At 38.5% G+C, this 25,839-nt stretch carries 21 protein-coding genes and 2 tRNA genes; 15 read left to right on the top strand and 8 right to left on the bottom strand.

What is annotated here, in order from left to right:
- Window positions 1-31: 31 nt before the first annotated feature.
- The 4 genes from Q4597_RS05935 to clpX all read left to right on the top strand — a co-directional run bounded on the left by Q4597_RS05935 (window position 32) and on the right by clpX (window position 3,919).
- Complete coding sequence (locus Q4597_RS05935) at window positions 32-382, top strand: phage holin family protein (protein ID WP_303405241.1); 351 nt, start codon at window positions 32-34, stop codon at window positions 380-382.
- A 96-nt stretch (window positions 383-478) separates the two neighbouring features.
- The gene (gene tig / locus Q4597_RS05930) at window positions 479-1,801 is read left to right on the top strand and encodes a trigger factor (RefSeq protein ID WP_303405240.1); all 1,323 of its coding nucleotides are present in this window, start codon (window positions 479-481) and stop codon (window positions 1,799-1,801) included.
- A 103-nt stretch (window positions 1,802-1,904) separates the two neighbouring features.
- Complete coding sequence (gene clpP, locus Q4597_RS05925) at window positions 1,905-2,585, top strand: ATP-dependent Clp endopeptidase proteolytic subunit ClpP (RefSeq protein ID WP_215438456.1); 681 nt, start codon at window positions 1,905-1,907, stop codon at window positions 2,583-2,585.
- Window positions 2,586-2,683: 98 nt separating this feature from the next.
- Entirely contained in the window at window positions 2,684-3,919 is a 1,236-nt protein-coding gene (gene clpX, locus Q4597_RS05920; protein WP_215438457.1) for an ATP-dependent Clp protease ATP-binding subunit ClpX, read from the top strand.
- Between the two features lie 94 nt (window positions 3,920-4,013).
- Here clpX and Q4597_RS05915 read toward each other — a convergent pair whose 3' ends face one another.
- Both Q4597_RS05915 and Q4597_RS05910 read right to left on the bottom strand, forming a co-directional pair.
- Window positions 4,014-4,577 carry a hypothetical protein gene (locus tag Q4597_RS05915; RefSeq protein WP_303405238.1) on the bottom strand — a complete coding sequence of 188 codons (564 nt, stop codon included), beginning with the start codon at window positions 4,575-4,577 and terminating at the stop codon, window positions 4,014-4,016.
- A gap of 72 nt (window positions 4,578-4,649) precedes the next feature.
- Window positions 4,650-6,164 carry a GH3 auxin-responsive promoter family protein gene (locus Q4597_RS05910; RefSeq protein WP_303405236.1) on the bottom strand — a complete coding sequence of 505 codons (1,515 nt, stop codon included), beginning with the start codon at window positions 6,162-6,164 and terminating at the stop codon, window positions 4,650-4,652.
- Between the two features lie 77 nt (window positions 6,165-6,241).
- Here Q4597_RS05910 and Q4597_RS05905 point away from each other — a divergent pair, with 77 nt between their 5' ends.
- Together Q4597_RS05905 and Q4597_RS05900 are read left to right on the top strand one after the other, a co-directional pair.
- On the top strand, window positions 6,242-7,036 hold the full coding sequence (locus Q4597_RS05905) for a DUF2797 domain-containing protein (RefSeq protein ID WP_303405234.1): 795 nt from the start codon (window positions 6,242-6,244) through the stop codon (window positions 7,034-7,036).
- Window positions 7,037-7,150: 114 nt separating this feature from the next.
- Window positions 7,151-7,849, top strand: a complete 699-nt coding sequence (locus tag Q4597_RS05900; RefSeq protein WP_303405233.1) for a TVP38/TMEM64 family protein — start codon at window positions 7,151-7,153, stop codon at window positions 7,847-7,849.
- Window positions 7,850-7,856: 7 nt separating this feature from the next.
- On the opposite strand, the gene Q4597_RS05895 is transcribed toward Q4597_RS05900, so the two are convergent.
- Both Q4597_RS05895 and Q4597_RS05890 read right to left on the bottom strand, forming a co-directional pair.
- A complete protein-coding gene (locus tag Q4597_RS05895; protein ID WP_303405232.1) occupies window positions 7,857-10,577 on the bottom strand; it encodes an AsmA-like C-terminal region-containing protein in 2,721 nt (906 codons plus the stop codon).
- 178 nt (window positions 10,578-10,755) lie between these two features.
- Window positions 10,756-11,466, bottom strand: a complete 711-nt coding sequence (locus Q4597_RS05890; RefSeq protein ID WP_215438463.1) for a queuosine precursor transporter — start codon at window positions 11,464-11,466, stop codon at window positions 10,756-10,758.
- A gap of 106 nt (window positions 11,467-11,572) precedes the next feature.
- On the opposite strand from Q4597_RS05890, the gene Q4597_RS05885 reads away from it, so the two are divergent.
- On the top strand, window positions 11,573-13,672 hold the full coding sequence (locus tag Q4597_RS05885) for an OmpA family protein (protein ID WP_303405230.1): 2,100 nt from the start codon (window positions 11,573-11,575) through the stop codon (window positions 13,670-13,672).
- 74 nt (window positions 13,673-13,746) lie between these two features.
- On the opposite strand, the gene sppA is transcribed toward Q4597_RS05885, so the two are convergent.
- Window positions 13,747-15,510 carry a signal peptide peptidase SppA gene (sppA, locus tag Q4597_RS05880; protein WP_303405228.1) on the bottom strand — a complete coding sequence of 588 codons (1,764 nt, stop codon included), beginning with the start codon at window positions 15,508-15,510 and terminating at the stop codon, window positions 13,747-13,749.
- 71 nt (window positions 15,511-15,581) lie between these two features.
- Here sppA and folK point away from each other — a divergent pair, with 71 nt between their 5' ends.
- Window positions 15,582-16,727, top strand: coding sequence for a 2-amino-4-hydroxy-6-hydroxymethyldihydropteridine diphosphokinase (folK, locus tag Q4597_RS05875; protein WP_303405536.1), 1,146 nt, complete (start codon window positions 15,582-15,584; stop codon window positions 16,725-16,727).
- Here the strand turns inward: folK and Q4597_RS05870 are convergent.
- Window positions 16,724-17,263 carry an RNA methyltransferase gene (locus Q4597_RS05870; protein ID WP_303405227.1) on the bottom strand — a complete coding sequence of 180 codons (540 nt, stop codon included), beginning with the start codon at window positions 17,261-17,263 and terminating at the stop codon, window positions 16,724-16,726. The two genes, folK and Q4597_RS05870, sit on opposite strands and share 4 nt — an antisense overlap.
- A gap of 198 nt (window positions 17,264-17,461) precedes the next feature.
- On the opposite strand from Q4597_RS05870, the gene mutS reads away from it, so the two are divergent.
- The 3 genes from mutS to Q4597_RS05855 all read left to right on the top strand — a co-directional run bounded on the left by mutS (window position 17,462) and on the right by Q4597_RS05855 (window position 20,409).
- Window positions 17,462-20,044: a DNA mismatch repair protein MutS gene (gene mutS / locus Q4597_RS05865; RefSeq protein WP_303405225.1), complete on the top strand. Its 2,583-nt coding sequence runs from the start codon at window positions 17,462-17,464 to the stop codon at window positions 20,042-20,044.
- 133 nt (window positions 20,045-20,177) lie between these two features.
- A tRNA-Gly gene (locus tag Q4597_RS05860) sits at window positions 20,178-20,250 on the top strand.
- Between the two features lie 75 nt (window positions 20,251-20,325).
- Window positions 20,326-20,409, top strand: a tRNA-Leu gene (locus Q4597_RS05855).
- 750 nt (window positions 20,410-21,159) lie between these two features.
- On the opposite strand, the gene Q4597_RS05850 is transcribed toward Q4597_RS05855, so the two are convergent.
- Together Q4597_RS05850 and Q4597_RS05845 are read right to left on the bottom strand one after the other, a co-directional pair.
- Window positions 21,160-21,648: a DUF2335 domain-containing protein gene (locus Q4597_RS05850; protein WP_303405224.1), complete on the bottom strand. Its 489-nt coding sequence runs from the start codon at window positions 21,646-21,648 to the stop codon at window positions 21,160-21,162.
- Complete coding sequence (locus Q4597_RS05845) at window positions 21,648-21,854, bottom strand: hypothetical protein (RefSeq protein ID WP_303405223.1); 207 nt, start codon at window positions 21,852-21,854, stop codon at window positions 21,648-21,650. The genes Q4597_RS05850 and Q4597_RS05845 overlap by 1 nt, the downstream gene beginning before the upstream one ends.
- A gap of 924 nt (window positions 21,855-22,778) precedes the next feature.
- Here Q4597_RS05845 and Q4597_RS05840 point away from each other — a divergent pair.
- From Q4597_RS05840 to Q4597_RS05825, 4 genes are read left to right on the top strand one after another with little or no spacing between them, the layout of a single operon-like run.
- Window positions 22,779-22,970, top strand: a complete 192-nt coding sequence (locus Q4597_RS05840) for a hypothetical protein (protein ID WP_303405221.1) — start codon at window positions 22,779-22,781, stop codon at window positions 22,968-22,970.
- Between the two features lie 56 nt (window positions 22,971-23,026).
- Window positions 23,027-23,842, top strand: coding sequence for a pyrroline-5-carboxylate reductase (proC, locus tag Q4597_RS05835; RefSeq protein ID WP_215438470.1), 816 nt, complete (start codon window positions 23,027-23,029; stop codon window positions 23,840-23,842).
- On the top strand, window positions 23,835-24,620 hold the full coding sequence (gene proB / locus Q4597_RS05830; protein WP_303405218.1) for a glutamate 5-kinase: 786 nt from the start codon (window positions 23,835-23,837) through the stop codon (window positions 24,618-24,620). Before proC ends, proB begins: the two co-directional genes overlap by 8 nt.
- Window positions 24,621-25,820: a glutamate-5-semialdehyde dehydrogenase gene (locus Q4597_RS05825; protein WP_303405217.1), complete on the top strand. Its 1,200-nt coding sequence runs from the start codon at window positions 24,621-24,623 to the stop codon at window positions 25,818-25,820. It abuts the gene before it with no gap.
- Window positions 25,821-25,839: the final 19 nt, after the last annotated feature.

The following is a 25,839-nucleotide window of genomic DNA, read 5'->3' as shown; positions in this document are numbered from 1 at the left end:
TTTGCTCCTAACTAAAAAATACCTTTCTATTATGAAACTCATTTTACGTGTTCTCCTAAGTGCTCTTGCTGTAGTTATACTTTCAAAAATATTACCACACGTCTCCGTAGACAGCTATATGACAGCGGTTATAGTGGCCATCGTACTCAGCCTTTTAAATTTTATAGTAAAACCTATTTTAGTGATACTTACACTGCCGGTTACCGTACTAACGCTAGGTCTGTTCCTACTCATAATCAACGCAATAATCATTTTCCTTGCAGACAATCTCATAGATGGCTTTAACGTAGACGGTATTTTCTGGGCCATAATTTTCAGCCTATTACTATCCTTTCTTCAATCTATATTGTTTTCTCTTTTGAAAGAGGATAAAAAATCGTAACGATTGTTTGAATCTCAACGATTTAAAAACTTGCTAGGGTACATTAATTGTAGTACTTTTGCATCCCATTTTATGGAAACAAAAAAGAAGATTTAGATGAATATTACAAAAGAGCAGATCGACGATCTAAATGCCGTCGTTAAAGTGGCCATCACCAAAGAAGATTACCAAGAAAAGGTAGACAGTATTCTAAGTGACTATAGAAAGCAGGCCAATGTACCTGGTTTCAGAAAAGGCCACGTACCAATGGGGCTAATAAAAAAGCAATACGGAAAGGCCGTTTTGGTAGACGAAGTAAACAAACTTCTTCAAGATAACCTTAACAAATACCTTACCGAAGAAAAATTAGATGTTCTTGGCAACCCACTTCCTAAGCAACAAGATAATTTTGACTGGGACAATGAAGAATTGGCTTTTGAATTTGAGTTAGGTCTAGCTCCTGAGTTTGAGGTTCCTTTAAAAACAAAGAAACCTATCACTCACTATAAAATCGTTGCCGATGATAAAATGGTAAACGAGCAAGTAGAACGTATTCAAAAACAATACGGAAAACTTATCAGCAAAGATGCCGTTGAAAAAAACAACGAAGTAACCGGTACTTTCAAAAACGAGGAAGCGGAAATAGATAACAAAGCCACTTTAGAACTTGACAAAATCAAGAGCAAAAAAGCTTTGGACGCTTTAAAAGGCAAAAAAGTAGGCGATGTGGTTACACTAAAATCTAAAGGTCTTTTTAAAGAAGACTACTTGCTTTCCAGTGTTTTTGGTGTTTCTCAAGATAAAGCTGCAGACTTAGATGTTGAAGCTACCTTTACCATTGAAGAAATTAACGAAAGAGAGCCTGCTGCTTTAGATCAAGAGCTTTTTGATAAGCTTTTTGGTGAAGGCGAAGTTAAATCTCAAAAAGACTTGAAACAACGTATCAAGGACGATTCAGAAAAACAATTTGAGCAACAGTCCGATCAGAAGTTATTGAATGACATTACTGAATATTTTATAGAAAACACCAAGTTTGAACTTCCAACAGAGTTCTTGACCAAGTGGATTCAGATGACCGGTGAAAACCCGTTAACGGAAGAAGAAGCCAATGAGGAGTATGAAAAATCCGAAAAAGGACTTCGTTACCAGCTAATTGAAGGCAAGGTCATTAAAGATAACAATATTGAACTTCAATTTGACGAGTTGAAAGAATTTGCCAAAGGTTTCATTAAATCTCAAATGGCACAATTTGGCCAATTAAACCCTCAAGAAGAAGAATTGGATAATATAGCTGCTCGTGTATTGGGCAACCAAGACGAAGTTAAGCGTCTGTCCGAACAACTAATGAGCCAAAAATTACTTACCCTTTACAAAGAGAAAGTAAACCTTAAGACCAAAGAGGTTACTTACGAAAACTTTGTGAAGGAAGTATACGGGTAATATTTCCAAAAAATTATAAGTATCTTTACGGTGCCGAAAATGTGATTTTCGGCACCTTTTTTTATTTCATGCCCCAGGGTACTTAAACATCGAACAGAAAAATATGGATTACGGAAAAGAATTCAAGAACTACGCTATAAATCACCAAGGTATTAGCAGTACCTATTACGATTCGATCTTAACGAGCATGTATCCCGTTGGTCTTACCCCCAACATTATTGAAGAACGTCAAATGAACGCCGTTGCCATGGACGTATTTTCAAGATTAATGATGGACCGTATCATCTTCTTGGGAACCGGTATTAATGATCAGGTAGCAAACATTGTACAGGCACAATTATTGTTTTTGGCCAGTACGGATGCACAAAAAGATATTCAGATTTATATCAACTCACCAGGTGGAAGCGTGTATGCCGGCCTAGGAATCTATGACACTATGCAGTTCATTGCTCCGGACGTTGCCACCATTTGTACCGGAATGGCCGCCTCAATGGGCGCCGTGCTTCTTTGTGCAGGCGAAAAAGGTAAACGAAGTGGTTTAACCCACTCTAGAGTAATGATTCACCAACCTATGGGCGGCGCTCAGGGCCAAGCAAGCGATATTGAAATTACCGCACGTGAAATCTTGAAGCTAAAATCAGAATTATACGAAATCATAGCCAAGCATTCAGGCCAGACTATAGACAAGGTTAACGAAGATAGTGACCGTGATTATTGGATGAAAGCCGAGGAAGCTAAGTCCTATGGTATGATTGATGAAATTTTGGTAAGGGGAAAAGAATAATTTCGACCAAATGCTCATAACTAATTGGTTTTTCGAGTAAAACGATGAACCAAAACGCATTTATTTGCGTTTATTTTTCAAAGAAAGTACACTTTAATATGGCTAAAGAAAATTTAGAATGTTCGTTTTGTGGCAGAAAAAAGCCTGAGACCAATCTTTTGATTGCAGGTCTTGATGCACACATATGCGATCGATGTATAGAGCAAGCCCATGGTATTGTTACCGAAGAATCAAGACAGACCAAAACTAATGACCTTTCTTCAGAACTTACCCTGAAGAAACCTATTGATATTAAATCATTTTTAGACACTTACGTTATTGGTCAAGAGCGTACCAAAAAAGTAATGTCCGTTGCCGTTTACAATCACTACAAAAGGCTTTTGCAGCCCAAGTCAAAGGAAGACGATATAGAGATTCAGAAAAGTAACATTATAATGGTGGGTCAAACAGGTACGGGAAAAACCCTTATCGCAAAGACCATTGCAAAGATGTTAAATGTTCCTTTGGCCATTGTAGATGCTACCGTTTTGACGGAGGCTGGTTATGTTGGAGAAGATGTAGAAAGTATCCTTACCCGATTGTTGCAGGCCGCAGATTACAATTTGGAAAAAGCGGAGCGCGGTATTGTTTTTATTGATGAAATTGATAAAATTGCGCGTAAAAGTGATAACCCGTCCATTACCCGAGATGTATCCGGGGAAGGAGTTCAGCAAGGCTTACTTAAATTACTTGAAGGTACGGTTGTAAATGTTCCGCCAAAAGGAGGAAGAAAACATCCGGACCAAAAGTTTATTGAGGTAAATACCGAGAACATTCTCTTTATAGCAGGTGGTGCTTTTGACGGAATTGAGCGCGCCATTACCAAAAGGTTGAACATGCAGGCCATAGGATATAGCGCAGCTAAAAGTGATGATGCCTTGGATTTGGAGAATATTCTTCAATATATAATTCCAAAAGATTTAAAAGAGTTTGGCCTAATTCCTGAGATTATAGGAAGACTTCCGGTACTTACACATATGAATCCGTTGGATGAGAAGACCTTAAGAGCTATTCTTACAGAACCCAAAAATGCAATTATCAAACAGTATGAAAAGCTGTTCGCTATGGATGATATTACTTTTTCCATTACGGACCAAGCCTTGGATTACATTGTTCAAAAAGCTATTGAGTACAAATTGGGCGCCAGGGGCCTTAGATCGTTGTGCGAGGCTATTTTTACCGATGCTATGTTTGAAATGCCTAGTAACGATGAAACGGAATTTAAAGTTACCAAGCCTTACGCCGAAAATAAATTATCTTACGAGACCATTAAAAAACTGAAAGCAGTTTCTTAAATCTCTGGTTATAAAACAACAAAAAGCGGAATCAAAATATTTTTGATTCCGCTTTTTTATTTTCTTGAGTGTTAGTTTAAAACCTCTTTACTCTTTATATCACTTTTTGCTTATTCACTTTTCCTGAAACCTTTGTAGCCGTATTCAGCAAGTCAAGACAAACCTTTTTAATTATCTTTTCATCAGTGTACATATTATGGCTAAACCCTTTTACAAGCTCTCCTTCTACTCCAACTTCTTTGTACCAAGAAGCTTTGGGCCTATACACATCGGCATCGCCAAATAAAAGTCTCATTGGTACTTCTGGTTTTTCTACTTCCGAGCGTACCCTGGTAGAAGAGACCGCGTATAATGATTTAATAGGCAAACCCGAAAGCGCCGCTTTCCAAGCTATAGCTCCGCCAATACTAAAACAGAGATAGTGTGCCGGTTCCTTTTCCTTTTTAAGAAGGTGTACCACCGCAGTTTCTATACCTCCATTAACGAAAGCTTGATGAATATTCTCCTCTGAGTTTACTTTTACATCTATATTTCCCAATTGCTGGCAATCATAAAAAGTAATATTAAAATGCTGCTGAAGATATCCTAGGTATGAAGTAATCCAGAGCCCCTTTTTAGCTCCCCACATGTCGGATATGATTACAAGTCTTTCTGCCATAATATTAAATTTAATTTGCCTTTAGGTTAGTTTTGGGAATCAATTTCAATATTAAACGGGCAAATACCACTTTTAATTGTTCATTTGAAGCAATTCTTCGATATAGTCCCTTTTATTGGATAATCTAGGTATCTTATGCTGTCCGCCCAACTTCCCTTTTAGCTTTAACCAATCATAAAAAAGATTTTCTCGGGCAATATGAATGGTAGGCATATTCAACGTAATATTGTTATAGCGTTTGGCCTCATAATCTGAATTTAAAGCCTTTAAAGCATTGTCCAGATATTCCGTAAATACGTTTATATCATCTGGCGGATTCCTAAACTCAATAACCCACTCATGTGCCCCTTTTTCTTTCTCTACCATAAAAATTGGGCCAGCGGTATAATCCTTAATTTCAGCACCGGTCTTAAGGCAAATATTCTTAAGTGCTTCTTCGGCATTCTCAATAATCAACTCCTCTCCAAAGACATTGATATGGTGTTTGGTACGGCCCGTAACTTTGATTCTATAGGGACTGGTAGATGTAAATTTAATAGTGTCGCCAATCTTATAGCGCCACAAACCGGAATTGGTGGTAATTATAATCGCATAATTGGTATTCTTTTTCACCTCCCACAACGGAATGGCCATTTGCCCTTCCGTACCATACTCACTCATTGGAATAAACTCATAAAATATTCCATAATCCAACATTAGCAATAAATCATCTGCATTATTACGGTCCTGAATGGCAAAAAAACCTTCGGAGGCATTATAAATTTCATAGTACTTAAAGCTTTTTCGCGGCAGCAGTTTTCTATACTGTTCTTCATAAGGGTTAAAGCTTACTCCACCATGAAAATAGACCTCAAGGTTTTCCCACACCTGGAACAAATTGTCCTTACCCGTTTCTTGCAACACCTTATTAAGAAGCACCAACATCCAAGAAGGCACTCCTGCCAAACTGGTTACATTTTCTTGGGTACTTTCTTTTATAATGGCCTTTAACTTACTCTCCCACTCGCTCATTAAGGACACCTTACTACTTGGCGTACTGCTGAATTCTGCCCACAACGGCATGTTATCAATAAGTATTGCGGACAAATCCCCAAAATAGGAACCGTTGTCCTCGTACAACTCCTTACTCCCCCCTAACCTGAGACTCTTTCCCGTAAATAATTGAGAGTTTTCATTATTGTTCAAATACAGACAAAGTAAATCTTTCCCCGATTTATAATGACAATCTTCAAGCGCTTCTTCGCTTACAGGAATAAACTTACTCTTGGCATTAGTAGTACCACTACTCTTGGCGAACCATTTAATAGATGTTGGCCAAAATATATTCTGTTCACCGCGGCGTGTACGTTCTATAATCGGTTCAATCTCTTCATAAGAAGAAACAGGAACTCGCTCCCTAAAAGTTTCATAGCTATTGATGGACTCAAAGTCATACTTTCTACCAATTTCTGTGTCTTCGGCAATTTCAATAAGTTGATGAAGCACTTCTTCCTGAACCTCTTCCGGGTATTTCAAAAAAAGTTCTATCTGGTGATATCGCTTTTTCAGCAACCAAGAAGCAATAGAATTGAATAAGGTAATCGGCATTTTTGGGTATCTTTGAATTCGCTAAATTTAGCTTTAATACTTATCATTTTCAAATACATTTTAAATCATACTTTTTTATGCAGTACGAAGGCGTTCTAAGAAAAATGCAGACCGAAATAGGAAATCCCATTCAATACTACATGGTTTTTGAAAATGATTTTTTAAATGTAAATCAAATCTTGGACAAAGCGCTTGAAATCAATTTTATAAAATTTCAATGTTTAAATTGTGGTAGGGACCGTCCCATTTTTCGTCAAGGTTTCTGTAAGACCTGCTTTTACGAAACCCCTTCTGCAGGTGATTGGATTATGCGACCCGAATTGAGCACTGCCCACTTGGACAAAGAAGACCGTGATCTTGAATATGAGAAAAAAGCACAATTACAACCTCATATTGTTTATTTGGCCAATTCAAGCAATATTAAAGTAGGGGTTACACGTAAAGCCCAAGTACCTACACGATGGATAGACCAAGGGGCGCACGAAGCTATTGAAATCGTAGAAGTTCCTAATAGATATTTAGCCGGAATAACGGAAGTTGCGCTAAAAGATTATGTAGGCGATAAAACCAATTGGCGCAAAATGTTGACCAACAATGTTGAGGACGAAAATCTGGTTGAATGGCGAAATAAACTAAAACAATACATTCCGGATGAAGCCCAAGAGTACTATATTGCCGATAACGCCGAAACCAACCTTGAGTTTCCCGTCCTTGAATACCCGGAAAAAGTAAAAAGCCTCAATTTGACCAAAACCCCCAATTACAAAGGGATTTTAAAAGGGATTAAAGGCCAATATTTTATTTTTGAGGACAATACCGTTTTTAACGTTCGTAGCAATGAAGGCCACTATGTATCGCTTCAAATTAGCTAATCACATAAACCCCATAAACCTCTAGCTAATACTTTTGAACCAAAAATTGTACGTTTAGGACTATTCCTCCTCCTCCAGCACAGGTATCTTGTAGCCAGAAGAAAATAGACCTTTATGACGCTAGAAGATTCGAAAAGTAAAAGCAAATGGCCCGTATACTTATCCCTCACCTTGGTAGGTATTCTTGTTGCCGGTTATTTTACGGTACCCTCTCTTGAATCTTTTTTTAACGAGGCTTGGCAAGTTTTAACTAGCGGCAATAGAAAAGAGGTCGAAAACTGGGTGTCACAGTTTGGAGCTTGGGGACCCATTGTTTTAATAGCAGCAATGGTAGCACAAATGTTCATGATAGTAGTACCATCTATAGTACTTATGGTAGCCTCGATTCTTGCCTACGGACCAATTTGGGGCAGTATTATCATTTTTGGAGCAGTGTTCTTGGCTTCCTCCGTGGGCTACGCCATTGGCAAACTTTTAGGCAAAGACCAAGTAGAACGTATCATAGGCAAGAAAACAGAGGAAAAGGTAACCGGTTTTTTAGAGGATTATGGGTTTTGGGCAGTAATAGTAACCCGCTTAAATCCATTTTTATCCAATGACGCCATAAGCTTTGTTGGCGGTATTCTAAGAATGGGCTACTGGAAATTTATAGGGGCAACCCTTATCGGAATTGCCCCACTTACTCTTTTTATTGCCATTCTTGGTAAAAGCACCAATAGCATGAAAACCGGTCTGCTGTGGGGTTCTCTAATTAGCCTGGCTATATTTTTAGGCTACGTTTGGTACGATAAAAAACACAAGCAAAATGCCTGAATTGGCTCTACTTCTCCTTTTTCTTGCCCAACAGACCTCCTAAAATATTTTTCGCTTTCTCTTTAACCACATCTTCTTCCTTCTTCTTTGGTGTCGCAGTGTCCGTTTTAACCGTGGTCGTATCTTTTTTACTACCTCCTAAAAGACCACCTAAAACTTCTTTTACATCATCTTTAGTAGATGTTTTGGTAGAATCGGTTTTAGATGAATTTCCACCTAAAACATTACCGATTAAATCTTTTGCCTTATCCTTACCTTTATTGACCAATTTTTGTTTCTGAATCTCTACCAATTGATTGGTTAAGGTCTTTACTCCAGAGGTCAAATCCGTACTTACACTTGGGTTTTCATAATTACCCCCAATATTGGCAACCACGGGAATCTTCAAATCTTTAAGGTCATCCTCACCTATCTGAGCAATCAACTTACCTATATCACTACCTAAATATTTAGCAGGCACCTCCATAGTAGCCTTGTAATCCATTTTTTTATCAAAAGTGTGGCTACCCCCAACATTGATGGCTATATCCTTATATTTTACGGTAAAAGGCTTCACGTTTACCAGACCATTTTCAAAAGTAAGTTTAGTTTTCAGGTCGTCTAAATTAAGCTGCTTTAGGTCAATAAAATTTAACTTACTATCTAGAGCGGTAAGCAACGGGGCACTTTCCGAATCAATTTCCTTTGTCATGATATCCGCAAAGATATCACCGGTCAAAGTCAACAAGTCCGGCACCAAATCATCCGTTAGACTACCGGACAGTTTAATATCCGAATCTAGTGTTCCCTTTAAAATCTGAGCAATTGGCGCAACTGCCTTAAAAAGCTCAAGAGACTTAAAAGTTTCACTTATCCCCAACTGCTTCATATCTAAATTCATGGCAAATCTTGGGGTCTCTTCTTTTGTTGAAACCTCACCATTAAAAGCCATTTTACCATTAAAAATAGAAGAGGTCATATTAGAAAGTGTAGCTTTTTCATCCTTAATCTTCAAATTACCTTTTACATCTTTTAACGTAAGGTTGTCATACAGAACCGTATTTGCCGATGCATTTATATTAGCATCCAAGAAAGATGGAATCTTAATTTTCTCCTCGGTAGTACCTGCTGTTTTGCTTTCTTCAGTTTTGTTTCCGGATGCTTCGGGTTCCGTCTCCTCAACCATAAAATCGCTTAATGCAAAAGTGTTTGAAGAAAGGTCAAAATCTCCCTCTACCTTTTCGTCATTGAACATAAAGCCCAACAGGTTCTTAATAGTTCCTTTGGCACTAAAATCAGTCTTTCCGGTAGTACCGCTCAATTCATTAAGGGTAACCGTAGAAGGGTTAAAGGTTAAACTTGTGGTCTTAAGTTTTACAGGGTTTGGTATTTCAGCGGACTTGTATTCAAAATCGCTAACACTAATTTTTCCGTTTGTGGTGGTCTTCTCATATTGTTCCTTCTCTATGGAAGCCATATCAAATGCCGTACGTACATCTGCCACTAGAAGTCCCTTTAAATCTAAATCGGCCGGAACAGGATATGCCTTCTTAAGATTGGCCAAATTCATTTTACCATCTATATGGGCCTTTACCTTGGTATTACCCATTAACTCCTTAATATTAGCAGTCATATTAAACTTATCCTCATCGATCATAAAGGAAAGCTTGTCAATATCTACATACGTATCCTCTGCAATACCAGTGGTATTGTTAATCTCTGTATCTATAAAGACGTTTCTAACGGATTTTGGTAAATCGGGATATTTAAAAGATGCATTTTCTGAATTGATCATAATATTGAACTTAGGAATATGCTCCTCATCTACAATACCGTTAAACTTACCATCTAACATAAAGTTTCCGGTAGTTTTAACGTTCTCTATATTTTTTGAATACTCCTGTGGAATAACCGCCAAAAAGCTTTTAAAGTCGGAAGATGGGGTCTTGAACGAAATATCAATCTCTTGGTTATCCTCATTCACTTTAATAAAACCATCAAATACTAAAGCCAACTGATTGATTAGGGCCTCATTTTTCAAGAAAGTGTATTTACTTTCCTTTAAGTCAACACCAATAAGGGCATCTAACTGAATTTTATTCTTGTTCAAGTAATTGGTACTGTCCATTTCAAAAGAAACCAAAGCTTCCGTAAACGTATCCAACTCTGATTTCTCCAAAGAAAGGTCGCCTTTACCATTGTGTTGCATCTCCGAAATCTCCAAACGCATTCCGGTAGATCGGTCATCATATACAATTTTGGTGTCCGTAATGGCATACGATTGCAGGTCAAGATTAAAACCATCCGTGCTTTCTGTTTCGGCAGGTGCATTGGGCTCATCAGAAGGTATGGCTATGTCAAAACTGGCATTTTCTTCCTTATCGATAGTAACGTTAACGAGGGCACCATCTACGGTTAGACTTTTAACCCCTATAGGCTCATCCTGCCCTTTAAACAACTCTCCAATACCCATGGAAAGCGCTACTTTTTTAGAAGCAAAAAGCGTGTCGCCTTCAAATGGCGCTTTGTTCAACAGAACTACATCTTCCAGACTTACTTCTGCATTGGGAAAACTACTAAAAAGGCTTAAATCGGCTTCCGAAAAATCAAGCGTAGCGTTCACATTATTGTTTACGTTATTCTTAATAATATCTCCAATTTTGGATTCTAGAAAGAAAGGAGCGGCAATCAATACACCCATTATAAGTAGTACTATTACCCCTATAATCCTGATTATTTTCTTTTTCATATTTCTAATTCAAATACTGATTCAAATAAAATTTAACGGAACAAAATAGGCATGTGTTCATCCAAACCTTAAAATCGCCATTAAACAAACCTCAACCTAACAAAAGTGAAGCGGTCTTTTTAGCTCTTAAATCAAGATTCTTAACCCTATCGGATACAACTCAAAAAAGCATTGAATATTATACCTCTAAGGCTATTTCTTCGCCCACGGCCAATTTGAACCGTTTTCTCATGATATATACGAGCAAATACAAAAAAGGAGTATCTAGAAATGCTATAAAAATCTTAAAAATGAATCCACTTACCACTAAGCCAAAAAATAGGTGCCATGGCAGAATTCCAAAAACACAAAGCAGCCCTACCACGGTGAAGGTATCTACAAACTGAGAAAGAAAAGTAGAAAAATTATTACGCACCCAAAGATACTTGCCTTTAGTAAGCTTTTTCCAAAAGTGGTAAATAGCAATATCTATGTATTGTGCAAAAAGATAAGCGATCATGGATGCCAAAACCGCTATGGGAGAAAGTGCAAAAACATTGGTAAACGTACTATCATCTACCGGAGAAGATGGTATGGCAGGGGCCACCTCTGCCACAAGAATTATCCCCATAGAGAACAAACTTGCAAAAATGCCGGCCGTAACTATCTGGTTAGCCTTTTTTCTTCCGTAGATTTCAGAAATCAAGTCCGTGATCAAAAAAGTAATAGGGTAAGGTAGGATTCCAACGGATACCTCAAACAAGGATACGCCAAAAATAGTAAAATCACCAAACGGGTTCCAATAGAAAAACTTCTGAAAAATAAGATTGGAAACCACCAATGAGGTAATAAAAAGGGCTCCCAAATACAGGTATATCTGATATGCCAAACGGCTATCTCTCACATTCATATGTAATTTCTTATTAAAAACATCGGTGAACGGTACAATTTCGCCGATGGTCGTTCGTTATTGCATCACTACCTAAAAACCAAAAATAGCTTAAAAAATACCAAGCATGAAAAAAACGATACTTACATCATTACTTGTTTTAGGCGGATTAAGTGCCAAAGCACAATCGTATGTCGGTTTCCTGACAGACAACTACAGCGGTGTACACAGCCTAATTGCCAACCCTGCAAACATTACCGATTCCAGATTTAAAACCGATATAAACATTGTAGGCGCAAGTACTTTCTTCAGTAATGATTACTACGGATTGAAATTGGGAGATGTAGTTACATCCGATTTTGACTTTGATACGGACGGCACAAAATATCCAAAAGACAGCAACAACTTTTTTGGAAATGCAGATGTGCTAGGCCCCTCCTTTATGTTCAACCTTACCCCAAAAAGCTCCTTGGCCATTTTTACCCGGGGAAGAGTAGGTTACAACGTAAATAAAATAAACGGAAATACCTTTGAAAGCATCTCCAACGATTTTGATGAGAACGATGATCTTTTTATTGACGAAGACGATGTATACCTAACAGCCAATGCATGGGCAGAAGTTGGGGTTACCTATGCGCAGGTTCTCATGAACAAAGATCAGCATTTCTTAAAAGGAGGTATCTCATTAAAATACCTACAAGGTATGGGCAATGCCTACGCCAGCGGTAAAAACATTACCATAGATTATGATGCCGATGGCACTCCCCTTCCCGGAGGACGAACTACAGGAAGTATTGAGTCCGTTGGTGAAGTAAACTATGGACATAGTGATAATATTGATGACAACTTTGAAGATTTTGATGTTGAAATCGTTGATGGCGCCACAGGTTTTGGCGTAGACTTAGGAGCCGTATACGAATGGAGACCGGATTACGCTTCCTATTCTTCAAAAGACGGTTCTAACACTTTTAAACATCAGAATAAATATAAACTGAAATTTGCCCTTGCCATTAGTGATATAGGTTCCATTAACTATAAAAATGGCACACAGAACAATTATGATATTACGGGAACGGTAAATGAAGACGATTTTGAAAACGAAGACAATCTAGAGGATATCCTAGATAATTTATACACCCAGACAGGAACAGGGTCTTCTGAAAAATTCGCTTTACCTACAGCTCTTCATTTTAATGTGGACTATAGCTTGAACCAAAGGTTCTACCTGAATTTAAACACGGATTTCTCATTACGTTCCAACAGCAAGGTAAACGCGAACAGAATACCTACTATGGTTTCCTTAACTCCACGTTTTGAAAGTAAGTGGTTCAGTTTTTATATGCCCGTAAGCCTTACCCAAGGTTCCGGAGCGCAATGGGGTGCCGGTTTTAGAGCAGGACCTTTGTATATTGGTTCCGGGTCTGTTATGACCTTATTGTTAAGTGACAATTCCAAAGCTGCAGATGTATATGCAGGATTAAAAATACCGGTATACCAAGGAAAACCTAAAGATCGAGATGGTGATGGAATAGTTAACAGAAAAGACGATTGCCCCGATGAATTTGGACCAGCGGAAAACAATGGTTGCCCATGGCCTGATACTGATGGTGATACCGTAGTTGACAAAGACGATAAGTGCCCTGAAGAAGCAGGTGAAGTTTTAAACGATGGTTGCCCCTTGGTAGATTCGGACGGTGATGATGTTATGGATGAAGATGATAAGTGCCCAAATGAAGCGGGTGCTGCCGAAAATGAAGGATGCCCATGGCCTGACACTGATGGCGACGGTGTACTGGATAAAAATGATGACTGCCCTAATGAAGCGGGAACGGTTTCCAACAACGGTTGCCCAGAAGCACCTGAAGTTACCGAAGAAGTACAGAAGCAATTGAACGATTACGCCAAAACTATTCTTTTTAATTCAGGAAAAGCGAGTATTAAAGCGGAGTCTACAAGTGTTATGGTAGACATCATTACTATTCTAAAAGAATACCCGGATGCCAAATTTACCGTGGAAGGTCATACGGACAGTGTAGGAAGTGAAGCTACCAACCAAAGGTTATCAGAGTCCAGAGCTACGTCCGTAAAAGATTTCTTGGTAGAAAAAGGTATAGACAGCTCCCGATTAACCGCTGTTGGTTATGGCGAAAGCAAACCTATTGCCTCTAACATGTACAAAGATGGTCGTGCTCAAAACAGAAGAGTAGAAATCAACCTTGTAAAATAGAACATCAAAATCAATTATATACCAAAAGAGCCAGCGTATAGCTGGCTCTTTCTATTTTAAACAACTGATCTTTGTTATTTTATGTCCAACACAAAAGGCATGCGCGCCTGAACGCCTTCTTGATTCATAGCGGACTTTACTTGCTTTAGTATAGAATATGCTTCCATACCTATTTCCTCTTCTATAAACTCTTGTTTCACCTTTGCGCTGGCACCTCCTAAATCTTCTAAGATACGTTCCAGACCGGTTTTATATTTCGGAAACTTTTTTATTCCGTAATCACTCAATTCTGCCATACGGGCGGCTTCGGCAATAGCATCCTCTAAATTACCAAGTTCATCTATGAGGCCTATACGCTTTGCATCTACCCCACTCCATACTCTACCCTGTGCCAAGCTATCCGCTTCTGCCATACTAATATTCCTCCCCTGAGAAACCCTTTGCAAGAAGGTATCATAGGTGTGCTCAATACTTTCCTGAACGTATGCCCTAAACTCACTGGTCATAGGCTCAAAAAACGAATATTCCAGAGAATTTTTGTTGGTCCCCACCTGTTCTGCATTTACACCTATATCCGCGGCCAACTCGGTCATATTGGGCACGGTTCCAAAAACTCCTATAGACCCGGTAACCGTTGTAGGTTCAGCAAAAATCTTGTTCGCACCAACTGCAATATAATACCCGCCGGATGCGGCAACGTTACCCATAGAGACTATAACAGGTTTCACTTCTTTGGCCAATTCTATTTCTCGCCAAATGATATCTGAAGTCAGCGCACTTCCACCGGGAGAATTCACCCTAAGAACTATTGCTTTTACGTCTTCGTCTTCCTTCGCTTTAATAATGGCTTCGTTTATAATACCTTGACCAATTACATCAGGGCCACCTTCGCCATAAAGTATTTCGCCTTGCGCAAAAACAACGGCAATCTTATCCTTACCTTTTTTAAGCACTTTCTTGTTGGAACGAATTACATAGTCCTCTAAGGCTACAATATTTAAATCGTCTTCTTTTTTTAGATTAATGGCATTTCTTAGTTTTTCTTCATATTGGTCAAAGAAAATAACATCATCTAAGAGGCCGCTTGCTTTAGCATATTCCGGGGTTCTACCTCCTAAAGTATCTGCAATAATGTTAAGGTCGGTATGCGAAATACCTCTTCCTTTAGAGATGTCCTCAATCATTGAATTCCAAAGCGAACCCATTAATTCTTCAATCTGGGTTCTATTGGCCTCACTCATTTCATTAGAGATAAAAGGCTCTACGGCACTCTTATATTTTCCATGGCGAATAACCTCCATCTTTACACCGGTCTTCTCCTGTAAATCCTTAAAAAATAGAACTTCGGTAGACAATCCACGAAAATCCAATCCACCTACCGGATTCAAAAAAATAGAATCCGCCACACTGGCCAAGTAGTAATCTTTTTGCATGTAAAAATCGCCATAAGTATAAATAAATTTACCCGAAGCCTTAAAATCTTCCAATGCCTTTCTTACCGCCTGTGTTTGCGCCAGACCGGCCATCATAAAGTTATTGTTGATGCTTATACCCTTAATATTATCATCATCTTTTGCTACGGTAATAGCATGCAGAATTTCATCCAACCCTTGGGATTGTTCCATAAATGCCCCAGTAAAGGGATCCATATCATTGTTACCCACATAATCACTAATAGGCAACTTTAATTGTAGCTCCAAAATGGAGTTCTTTTTTATGGAGACGGTTTCTTCGGAACTACCTGCAATGCCAATAAAAATAATGGTCATTATGAAAATAACTCCAAAAGCAATCAAGCAGCCAATTATGGCCGCCAGAAGATTTCTTAAAAATTTCATGAAAATTGGGTTAGTATTTTTACCCAAAGATAATGAACTCACCTCTACTTTTTGTTACTTTGCTATATATTATGAGCAACCCCAAAACAGTTTACCTATCACTAGGAAGTAATCTTGGTGACACTTTAAATAACCTGCAAGACGCAGTATTCGCTATAAACAGCACCGCCGGAGAAGTCCAGAAGATATCTCATGTGTATCAGACAAGCTCTTGGGGTTTTGAATCTAGCGACTTCATGAATATTTGTCTGTCGTTAAAAACCACCATGGCTCCACAAGAGCTGTTGCGTACCCTTTTAAAAATAGAAACGCAATTAGGAAGAAGACGTTTTACGGAAGAAGGCTACCAACCCAGGCCTATTGATATTGACATTCTGTATTACGAAAGGGAGGTTCTAATTTCCGAAAACCTGGTTATTCCCCATCCGGAACTGACGTACAGGAAATTCGTGCTCAAACCCTTGTCCGATATTGCACCGCAGTTTTATCACCCAATCGTGAACAAGGACACGCGAAACCTTATTCAAGAATGTAGGGACAAAGGCAAACTAGAGCGCACGACATTTAAACTGCATCGCAACAGAGCCGAGCTATTTGCCCATTTAAACTTCATTGCTATTGAAGGTAACATTGGAGCAGGTAAAACCACCTTAGCCAACAAAATATCGGAAGATTTTAACGGAAAACTGGTATTGGAGCGTTTTGCAGATAACGCCTTCCTACCCAAATTTTATGAGGACCAAAGCCGTTATGCCTTTCCTTTGGAGATGTCATTCCTAGCGGATAGATACCAACAGTTTACAGATGACACCTCGCAATATGACCTTTTCAAAAAGTTCATGGTGAGCGATTATGACATTTACAAGTCCCTTATTTTTGCACGGATTACATTGCAGGCGGAAGAATTTGAACTATACCGAAAGCTTTTTCATTTGATGTACAAAGAGGTAAAAAAACCTAAAGTATACGTCTACCTCTACCAAACTACGGAACGTTTGCTGGATAACATTAAGCAAAGAGGCAGGGATTACGAACAAAAAATAGCCCCGGACTATCTTAGCAAGATTAACAAGGGATATTTTGAATTCATAAAAGGATACCCGGAACAGAACAACTTGATTATCGAATTGGGAGATATGGATTTTGTAGAAAACAAAGACGACTACAATACCATTATTGATAAGATAACCAAATTTGCCGTTCGGTTGCCAAACTAAGATTTTAAGGCATTACACTTGGACCAGAGGTCCCAAACAACCACACCTGCGCTCACCGAAATATTCAATGAATGCTTGGTGCCGTATTGTGGGATCTCCACTACCGTTTGGCTGGCGTTCACCACTTCTTGCGAAACTCCTTTTACCTCGTTACCGAATACTAGCGCATACTTTTTATCCGCATCTATGGTAAGTTCATTAAGCATGACCGCATTTTCCGCCTGCTCAATGGCCAAAACCGTGTAACCGTCAGATGTCAAGGAGTTTACCAAATCAACCGTGTTTTCACGATATTCCCAGTCCACACTCTCGGTAGCGCCCAAAGCCGTTTTTCTTATGTCTTTGTGCGGAGGCTGCGCTGTAATGCCACAGAGGTATATTTTTTGTATAAGAAATGCATCCGCCGTCCTAAAGACCGAACCAATATTATTCAAGCTTCGTATGTTATCCAAAACAATAACGATAGGCGATTTTTCGGCCTTTTTAAAAGCTTCCACATCCAATCGGTTCAATTCTTCATTCTTAAGTTTGCGCATGCTAAGATTTCCCTAAACGGGATATTTAATGGTTATATATAAGGTAAAACGCTGAAGATAAACTTATCCTGAAATATCAACAATGGTTTATCATCCCTATAAAAAATAGTACTTTCGTTTTACTGACTTTCGCCGTAAAATTAAACTATTCTTATCGCTTTGGGAAAATCGCAAAAAACAAAAAAGGTAACGCCTTTAATGAAGCAATACAACACCATCAAGACCAAGTATCCTGATGCCCTGTTATTGTTCCGTGTAGGCGATTTCTACGAAACTTTTGGTGAGGATGCCGTAAAAGCATCCAAAATCCTGGGCATTATACTCACCCACCGTAACAATGGTGGTGACCGCACAGAATTGGCCGGTTTTCCACATCACTCCCTGAACACCTATTTACCTAAACTGGTAAAAGCCGGTGAACGGGTGGCCATTTGTGATCAGTTGGAAGACCCCAAAATGACCAAGACCATCGTAAAACGGGGCGTTACGGAATTGGTTACTCCCGGCGTTGCCATGAACGACGATATTTTAAGCGCAAAGACCAACAACTTTCTTTGTGCCGTTCATTTTGGCAGAAAATTATTGGGTGTATCCTTTGTTGATATTTCTACAGGCGAATTTTTAACTTCGGAGGGTACCGAAGAACAAATAGACAAACTCCTGCAAAACTTTGCTCCTAATGAGGTTTTGGTCTCCAAAAAGCACAAAAAAGAATTTCTAGATGTTTTTGGGAAGCAGTTTCACACCTTCTATATGGAAGATTGGGTCTTTCAGAACGATTATGCGCAAGAAACCCTAACCAACCATTTTAAGACCAGTACCCTTAAAGGTTTTGGCGTAGACCATCTGGCACACGGTATTATTGCTTCCGGGGTAGTATTGCATTATTTATCCGAGACGCAACACCGCCAACTGCAACACATAAACAGCTTAAAACGTATTGCGGAAGAGGAACATATTTGGATGGACCGCTTTACAATCAAAAACTTGGAACTTTACCATTCCTATAATCAAAATGCGGTAACCCTTCTAAGTATTATAGACAAGACCTTATCACCTATGGGAGGGCGAATGTTGAAGCGGTGGTTGGCCTTACCTTTAAAAAATACGGAGAAAATTAGCCGAAGGCATCAAGTGGTTTCCCATTTGCACGGCAACGATGATACTTTATTAAAAATACAGCAGCGCATTAAGCAAATGGGCGATTTGGAACGCCTTATTTCCAAAGTAGCTACGGGAAAGGTAAATCCAAAGGAAATCGTACAGCTCAAGAATTCACTTGAAGCCATTATTCCCATAAAACAGCTTACGGCACAGAGTAAAGACGAGTCGCTTCAGCTTATATCAGACCAGCTACATGCTTGCGATATGCTTCGTAACAAGATCAAAGAAATGATCAATGAAGAAGCTCCCGTTCATATTCCAAAAGGTAAAACCATTGCCGATGGATACTCGGACGAGCTGGACGAATTGCGCGGACTGGCTTTTTCGGGCAAGGATTATTTGGACAAAATGTTGACTAGGGAAACCGAGCGCACTGGCATTACATCTCTTAAAATAGCTTCCAATAACGTTTTTGGTTATTACATTGAAGTCCGAAATACGCATAAAGACAAGGTACCGGAAGAGTGGATACGCAAACAGACCTTGGTAAATGCCGAACGCTACATTACGGAAGAGCTCAAAGAATACGAAGCAAAAATCCTGGGTGCGGAAGAACGTATTCTCAACTTGGAACAACAACTGTTTTCCCAATTGGTAGTTTGGGCACAGGAATATATTGCACCAGTACAGAACAATGCACAGCAAATTGCGCAATTGGATTGTCTTTGCGGCTTTGCACAACTGGCCAAAGAGAACAACTATGCCAAACCCGTAATTAACGACTCTACCGAAATCAATATTAAAAACGGAAGGCACCCGGTCATAGAAAAACAATTGCCCTTGGGCGAGGCGTATATTTCGAATGATGTAGTGCTAAACCGAGACGAGCAACAAATTATCATGATTACGGGTCCTAATATGAGTGGTAAATCCGCCATTTTAAGACAAACGGCGCTAATCGTACTTCTTGCACAAATGGGCTCCTTTGTACCTGCGGAAGCTGCCGAAATTGGTTATGTAGATAAGATTTTTACACGAGTTGGTGCAAGTGATAATATTTCTATGGGTGAATCTACTTTTATGGTGGAGATGAACGAAACAGCCTCTATCCTAAACAACCTCTCAGAGCGCAGTTTGGTTCTTTTAGATGAGATAGGCCGTGGAACCAGTACTTATGACGGTATTTCCATTGCATGGGCTATTAGCGAGTATCTGCACGAACACCCGGCAAGGGCAAAAACGCTTTTTGCCACACATTATCATGAGCTTAATGAAATGTGTAACACTTTTGAACGCATCAAAAACTTTAACGTATCCGTAAAAGAGTTGAAAGACAACGTACTTTTCTTGCGTAAATTAACCGAAGGTGGAAGCGAGCATAGTTTTGGTATTCACGTGGCAAAAATGGCGGGAATGCCCTCCCAAGTCATTCACAAAGCGAACAAAATTCTCAAAAAATTGGAGAAATCGCACTCCAGTGAAGAGCTAACGGACAAATTACAAAGTGCTCAAGACGAAATGCAATTGAGTTTCTTTAATTTGGACGACCCCCTACTGGAACAAATAAAGGAAGAAATCACCTATCTAGATATCAACACCTTAACACCCGTTGAAGCCCTTATGAAATTGAATGAAATTAAGCGGTTGCTCACCAAAAACAAGAAGGCCACCTCTTAATTTTTTAATCCAAAAAACCGTTGTTTTTTTATTTTTCAGATTTCATAAAAAATTTCTTTGCGTTTTAGAGAATTGTATTAAATTTGCATCCGCATCTGTGAAAGATGTCACGTTCTTTACCTTAATACAAAACGCGAAAATAGCTCAGCTGGTAGAGCGCCACCTTGCCAAGGTGGAGGTCGCGGGTTCGAATCCCGTTTTTCGCTCTAAGAGCAAAATACCGCTCAACGAATTGAACGCTGCATGACAGCGTTTTTTTGTTAAAAACTTTACCAATAGCGGCTCGAGTGGTGGAATTGGTAGACACGTTGGACTTAAAATCCAATGGACATTAGTCCGTACGGGTTCAAGTCCCGTCTCGAGTACTCAAACCCTTGTTAATCATTTGATTTTCAAGGGTTTTTTTTGTTTTAAGAAAGATGTGTTTGTAACCATTTTGCAACAAAAGCAGACAAGCACTTATCCTAAGCCCTTTTATAGATACCAATCAATAGATGAAAGACAAAAACAAACTACGCTACAAGCAAACATATTATTTGATATAGCAATTAATAACTAAAGACTTGATTTAGTAGTTCTAAATCCCCGGCAAAAACCTGAAAAATGATTAAAAAAAACCTTAGTAATTCTTGGTCATATTTAAGGAGAACACTTTACTTAAAACTATTAGTTCAAAAGCCTTTCACACCCAACACTCCTCAATATTCACAAAACAACATTTGAGTTGACAAATGATTCAAATTAATATTTGAGATTGAAAAAAAGGTGATAAGGGTATAAAATAGAAAATTACAGAGTTGTTTCAGAAGTAAGCACAAAACAAAGGAACCTTTAAAATATCTAACGCAAGGACACATAACTATAAACTAGTTAGACAATACCACAGTAAAACTCATAGTATCGTCTCCAATCACTTTAATCAAACAAACGCCACTCTCAGACCAAGTAATTAAATATAATAAAGCGTAACCAGTTTACAATGCGCAAAGAGTTAGACTCTTATTTTTAATTTAAGCAGTAAAATTAATAATATGGGATCAAAAGAAGAATTTAAGTTCTTTGATTTCAGAAGAAAAAAAAAGGATAGAATAAAGTTTTAAGAAGCGAAATTCATTTTACTTCTTTCCATTACCAGTAACAAATACAGTGACTAATGCAATCAAATCAAAAGCCCCTAAAATCGTAGCACTTATTTCGTATCCAGATTTAGCTAAATCCCATGCAATAATCCCAAAAACTAAAGCGATTGCAAAACCGAACCACTGACCTGTAGAACTTTGATTAAATGACCTCTCCATACCAATCTTCTCAATTGCTATACGATGTTCAAGTTGTTTCTCCACCGTTTTCATCAATCTATCACCACCATCGGGAATAACTTCATTATAAATCCTAATAGTCTCACCATCTGGAAGTGGACCAGATTGATGCCTAACTCGCATAGCACGAAGTATAATGTCTTTTTTTTTAACAGGAAGATCCTCAATAACCTCCGCTACTTCAGCTTCAATTAAATCTTCTCTATCTCTAATTTCTGGAATGGATTTCTGTACTTTATCACCATCTTCTTTTTTAGCTTTAGAATGATGTTTTTTAGAAGACATTATTTAGACAAAGTTTTAAAAAATTCTTTAAAATCTTCACCAACCATTTCCCAGTCTTTAGCTAGAGCTTTGTAATCAGCCAATTCTCCAGATTTAGAAGTGTTAAATTTTTTTCTAGTAGCAAAAATATCCAAGACACTACCTACTCCAGTCAGATAGCTTCTTCTTGGAAATAAAAAATCGGTTCTTTTTTCTGTCTTAGTCATTAGTCTAAATAAAATTAATCCTATTTCAAAGATATATAAATACACTAACAGTATGTGTTAAAAGATGTATAACAGCACTATATTGTTGTGTAAGTTCCTTAGAAAAGTAATATATATTATCTTCTTCACCAAAATTTTGACACAAAAAACCTTTAAAAGAAGTTAAATCACTATAATTATTATATTTAGAATAAACAATACCAGATTCCTAACCCTTACATCCACAACACCATATAATAGATAAATTAGCAACATCTGTTTTAATACACAAACCTTCTGCAATTTTTCAATTTTATGCTTTAAATATTTGAATCACATTTGTAGCAGCTTTATCCATATACTTGAATAGGTAATTATGCTACAATTTCACTTTCTGGAAGCTGGGTAATTACACTACACTTTTTAATTATTTCGGTCCTTAGCTTTTGATGAAGGTTTTGAGAATTACCCTGTATGATTTGCTTTAAATTCTCTTTTTGTTTCTCTTTTTGTTTCTCTTTTTGTCGATACCTATGATTTGGCTTCAATTCATCAATCCAGTATCTAGGATTAGAAAACCTTTCTAATGACCTTAATTATGAATTTTTTAAATCATAATTACAGAACTCTATCATAGTAAACTACTTAGGCACCTCTCCAAACTGAGGTATAATACAAGACATATCACAAATGTAAATTTTGTAAGATTGTTTCTTACAAAACAATTACATCATAAATTCTTATATTTTTCACAAACCCATTGTATTTATTATTCTTCACATTATTTCGGTTTCTTAGGATTTCCTATAAAACAACTACACGCATATTGAAATACCTTACATTTTAAGTAAGATAGTAACCCATTTGGACTACAATAACAAAACCTTAACACCATATACTTGCGATAGCTATCTATTATGATATGTTACAAGCTAAATAAATTTTATGAGGCTATTATATATCAGAAGAAAAACAAAAACAGAAAAGCACTATAGCGCGAAAATGGGGCCCTTAACCACAAGGGTAACTTCCATTAAGCGCTACTTTTTAGGGCTACCTATCAACACCCTTCAGAAATACCGTAAAACCTATTACGGAAAAATAAAGAACTATGATGAATGTCAACTCTTTGTCTAAAACCAACCTCAACACTTTACTTTAAATATTCAATAGTAATCTTTTAAAACAAATTCATGAAAGTACTAGTAATCGGAGCCGGAAATATGGGATTGACCTATGCAGAAGGCATGTCTAAATCTAAATTGCTCAAAAAAAAGAACATTATGGTATTGGACAGTTCCGAAGAGAAACTGAAAGAACTGAATGAAATAGCGCATTTTGACGCTTTTAAAACCTTAGAGGAATGTGTACCGCAAGCGGATATTATTTTCATTGCCGTAAAGCCGTACCATGCCACAAAATTGTTCGAGACCATAAAGCCTATGGTCAATTCGGAACAGATTTTAATCTCCATTATGGCAGGTATTACCATAGAAACCATGAAAGAGCAATCCGGCTTAAGTAAGATTGTACGCGCCATGCCCAACTTGCCGGCCAAAATTGGAAAAGGACTTACCTCCTACACCTCTTCAAGCGAGGTTTCACGAATTGAACTTTTAACCGTAGAAAGTCTCTTGGATACTACGGGCAAATCTATCCGTGTAAGCGATGAGAACTTTATTGATGCCTCTACCGGAATTTCCGGAAGTGGCCCTGCCTATGTGTTCTATTTTATGCAAAGTATGATGGAGGCGGCGCTACAAATGGGCTTTTCCAAAAAAGTATCCACTGTTTTGGTGAGCGAAACCTTTACGGGCGCCATTGAACTTTTTAACCAGAACAACTTAAGTCCAAATTCTTGGATGGACCGCGTAGCTAGTAAAGGTGGTACTACGCAGGCCGCTCTAGATTCTATGGATGACAATAATGTAAGTGAACTTATAAAAGAAGCAGCATTCGCGGCTTTTGACCGTGCTGTTGAACTTGGTAAAGAAGAACATTATGCATAAGGAACTTATAGTAATAAAAGTTGGCACCAACGTAATGACCAATAAAGACAACCGTATTGTACGGCCGGTCTTGCGCAGGTTGGTAGAACAGATTGCGGAACTCTATGAGCGCGGCATTATTACCATTTTGGTTTCGTCCGGATCGGTAATTGCCGGAAAGGAAGTTTTGGGCAATTCCAGTATTGAGAACGATACGCAAAGACGACAGGTATATTCCGCCATTGGCCAGCCTAGAATGATGCGGTTGTACTACAACATATTCCATGATTACGGTATGAAATGCGCTCAAGTACTTCCCACCAAACGCGATTTTAGTCCAGGCGTACACCGCCAGAATATGATTAAATGTTGCGAAGGATTGCTTTCGGAAGGGGTAATACCTATTGCCAATGAAGATGATGCAGTGTCCGTTACCATGTCCATGTTTTCGGATAACGATAAGTTGGCCAGTTTGATAGCTCAACTAATGAATGCCGATAAACTTATTATCCTAACCGATATTGACGGACTCTACACGGGGCACCCGAATGCAGATGACAGCGACCTTATTTCACATGTAGGACCAGAGGACGATTTCAACAAATACATAAAAGACAGTAATAAAGCTGCTGGCGAAGGACGCGGCGGTATGGGGTCCAAACTGGATTACGCCCAACAAGCGGCAGCCAATAGCATACCTACTTATATTGCTAACGGTAAAAAAGACCGTACGATAATAGATATTATAAACGGAAAAGATGTGGGCACTAGAGTTGCCCTAGAAAAACAAGAAGCATAAATGAAACTACTTACAACAGATATAAAGAACAACGTATTGGATTCTATGGTCCGTATTCTGAACGAAAACCGGACAGAATTGCTCCAAGCCAATACAAAGGACTTAGACCTTTTTAATAAAGATGACCAGGCACTCTATGAGCGTCTGATAGTTGATGACAAAAAAATTGACGAGATGATCGCTGCCGTAAACAAGGTGCGCTCGCAAGAAGATCCAGTTGGCAAAGAAATTTCAACTCAGGATTTACCTAACGGACTTCACGTAACCAATAAAACGGCTCCATTTGGCACCATTATGATCATTTACGAATCCCGACCGGACGTAACCATCGAAGCTGCCGTACTTGCCTTTAAAGCAAACAATACCATCCTGCTAAAAGGAGGTAAAGAAGCGTTGCACAGCAATACGGTCCTTGTTGATTTTTGGCATAGGGCACTAGAGGAAAACAATTTACCCACGGATTATATTCAACTCTTGAACATGAACCGTGAAGAAACCCAAGCCTTTTTAAAAGATCCTGAACAAAAGTTAGACTTAATTGTACCCAGAGGTGGTGAAAGATTGATTGCTTTTGTAAAAGAACATGCCAAATGTGCTGTTCTAGTAAGCGGGAGAGGCAATAATTTTCTATATGTTGATGAAAATGCGGATTGGGAGATGAGCCTGAAAGTAATATTGAATGCAAAGACCGCAAAGATATCTGCATGTAACGCATTGGATAAGATTTTGATTCATACTGATATTGAGGATTACTCGCAGAAAATGATAGACTTGGCAAATATTCTCAAAACCAATGGTGTAAGTCTTTTGGTTGATGAAGATGCCAAAAAGGTACTAAAGGACGAACCTCTAATTCCCGACCCATCCGTTTGGAAAGAAGAATTTCTAGCCATGAAATGTTGTATAGGTACGGTTAATAAAACAGATGAGGCCATAGCAACCATAAACGAGCATTCCGGTGGGCATTCGGCCACAATTATGACCACAAACAAAGATACTGCCCAGCATTTTATGGAACAGGTAGATTGTGCTGCGGTCTACCAAAATGCTTCCACTCGCTTCACGGATGGCGGCCAAATGGGCGTTGGGGCCGAGTTGGCCATTAGCACGGACAAATTGCATCATCGTGGGCCTTTGGGATTAAATGAACTTGTTACCAACAAGTACTACATTTTTGGCGAAGGTCAGATCAGAGCGTAAATACAATTAAAAACACAAA

The organism is Zobellia sp. 1_MG-2023 (assembly GCF_030549125.1).
Classification (GTDB): Bacteria; Bacteroidota; Bacteroidia; order Flavobacteriales; family Flavobacteriaceae; genus Zobellia; species Zobellia russellii.
This window is presented reverse-complemented; position numbering and strand designations above follow the sequence as displayed.

What these genes read in the sequence shown, in the direction of transcription:
- Q4597_RS05935 (WP_303405241.1), top strand. Translation starts at nt 32, where the DNA reads ATGAAACTCATTTTACGTGTTCTCCTAAGTGCTCTTGCTGTAGTTATA.
- tig (WP_303405240.1), top strand. Translation starts at nt 479, where the DNA reads ATGAATATTACAAAAGAGCAGATCGACGATCTAAATGCCGTCGTTAAA.
- clpP (WP_215438456.1), top strand. Translation starts at nt 1,905, where the DNA reads ATGGATTACGGAAAAGAATTCAAGAACTACGCTATAAATCACCAAGGT.
- clpX (WP_215438457.1), top strand. Translation starts at nt 2,684, where the DNA reads ATGGCTAAAGAAAATTTAGAATGTTCGTTTTGTGGCAGAAAAAAGCCT.
- Q4597_RS05915 (WP_303405238.1), bottom strand. Translation starts at nt 4,577, where the DNA reads ATGGCAGAAAGACTTGTAATCATATCCGACATGTGGGGAGCTAAAAAG.
- Q4597_RS05910 (WP_303405236.1), bottom strand. Translation starts at nt 6,164, where the DNA reads ATGCCGATTACCTTATTCAATTCTATTGCTTCTTGGTTGCTGAAAAAG.
- Q4597_RS05905 (WP_303405234.1), top strand. Translation starts at nt 6,242, where the DNA reads ATGCAGTACGAAGGCGTTCTAAGAAAAATGCAGACCGAAATAGGAAAT.
- Q4597_RS05900 (WP_303405233.1), top strand. Translation starts at nt 7,151, where the DNA reads ATGACGCTAGAAGATTCGAAAAGTAAAAGCAAATGGCCCGTATACTTA.
- Q4597_RS05895 (WP_303405232.1), bottom strand. Translation starts at nt 10,577, where the DNA reads ATGAAAAAGAAAATAATCAGGATTATAGGGGTAATAGTACTACTTATA.
- Q4597_RS05890 (WP_215438463.1), bottom strand. Translation starts at nt 11,466, where the DNA reads ATGAATGTGAGAGATAGCCGTTTGGCATATCAGATATACCTGTATTTG.
- Q4597_RS05885 (WP_303405230.1), top strand. Translation starts at nt 11,573, where the DNA reads ATGAAAAAAACGATACTTACATCATTACTTGTTTTAGGCGGATTAAGT.
- sppA (WP_303405228.1), bottom strand. Translation starts at nt 15,510, where the DNA reads ATGAAATTTTTAAGAAATCTTCTGGCGGCCATAATTGGCTGCTTGATT.
- folK (WP_303405536.1), top strand. Translation starts at nt 15,582, where the DNA reads ATGAGCAACCCCAAAACAGTTTACCTATCACTAGGAAGTAATCTTGGT.
- Q4597_RS05870 (WP_303405227.1), bottom strand. Translation starts at nt 17,263, where the DNA reads ATGCGCAAACTTAAGAATGAAGAATTGAACCGATTGGATGTGGAAGCT.
- mutS (WP_303405225.1), top strand. Translation starts at nt 17,462, where the DNA reads ATGAAGCAATACAACACCATCAAGACCAAGTATCCTGATGCCCTGTTA.
- Q4597_RS05850 (WP_303405224.1), bottom strand. Translation starts at nt 21,648, where the DNA reads ATGTCTTCTAAAAAACATCATTCTAAAGCTAAAAAAGAAGATGGTGAT.
- Q4597_RS05845 (WP_303405223.1), bottom strand. Translation starts at nt 21,854, where the DNA reads ATGACTAAGACAGAAAAAAGAACCGATTTTTTATTTCCAAGAAGAAGC.
- Q4597_RS05840 (WP_303405221.1), top strand. Translation starts at nt 22,779, where the DNA reads ATGAGGCTATTATATATCAGAAGAAAAACAAAAACAGAAAAGCACTAT.
- proC (WP_215438470.1), top strand. Translation starts at nt 23,027, where the DNA reads ATGAAAGTACTAGTAATCGGAGCCGGAAATATGGGATTGACCTATGCA.
- proB (WP_303405218.1), top strand. Translation starts at nt 23,835, where the DNA reads ATGCATAAGGAACTTATAGTAATAAAAGTTGGCACCAACGTAATGACC.
- Q4597_RS05825 (WP_303405217.1), top strand. Translation starts at nt 24,621, where the DNA reads ATGAAACTACTTACAACAGATATAAAGAACAACGTATTGGATTCTATG.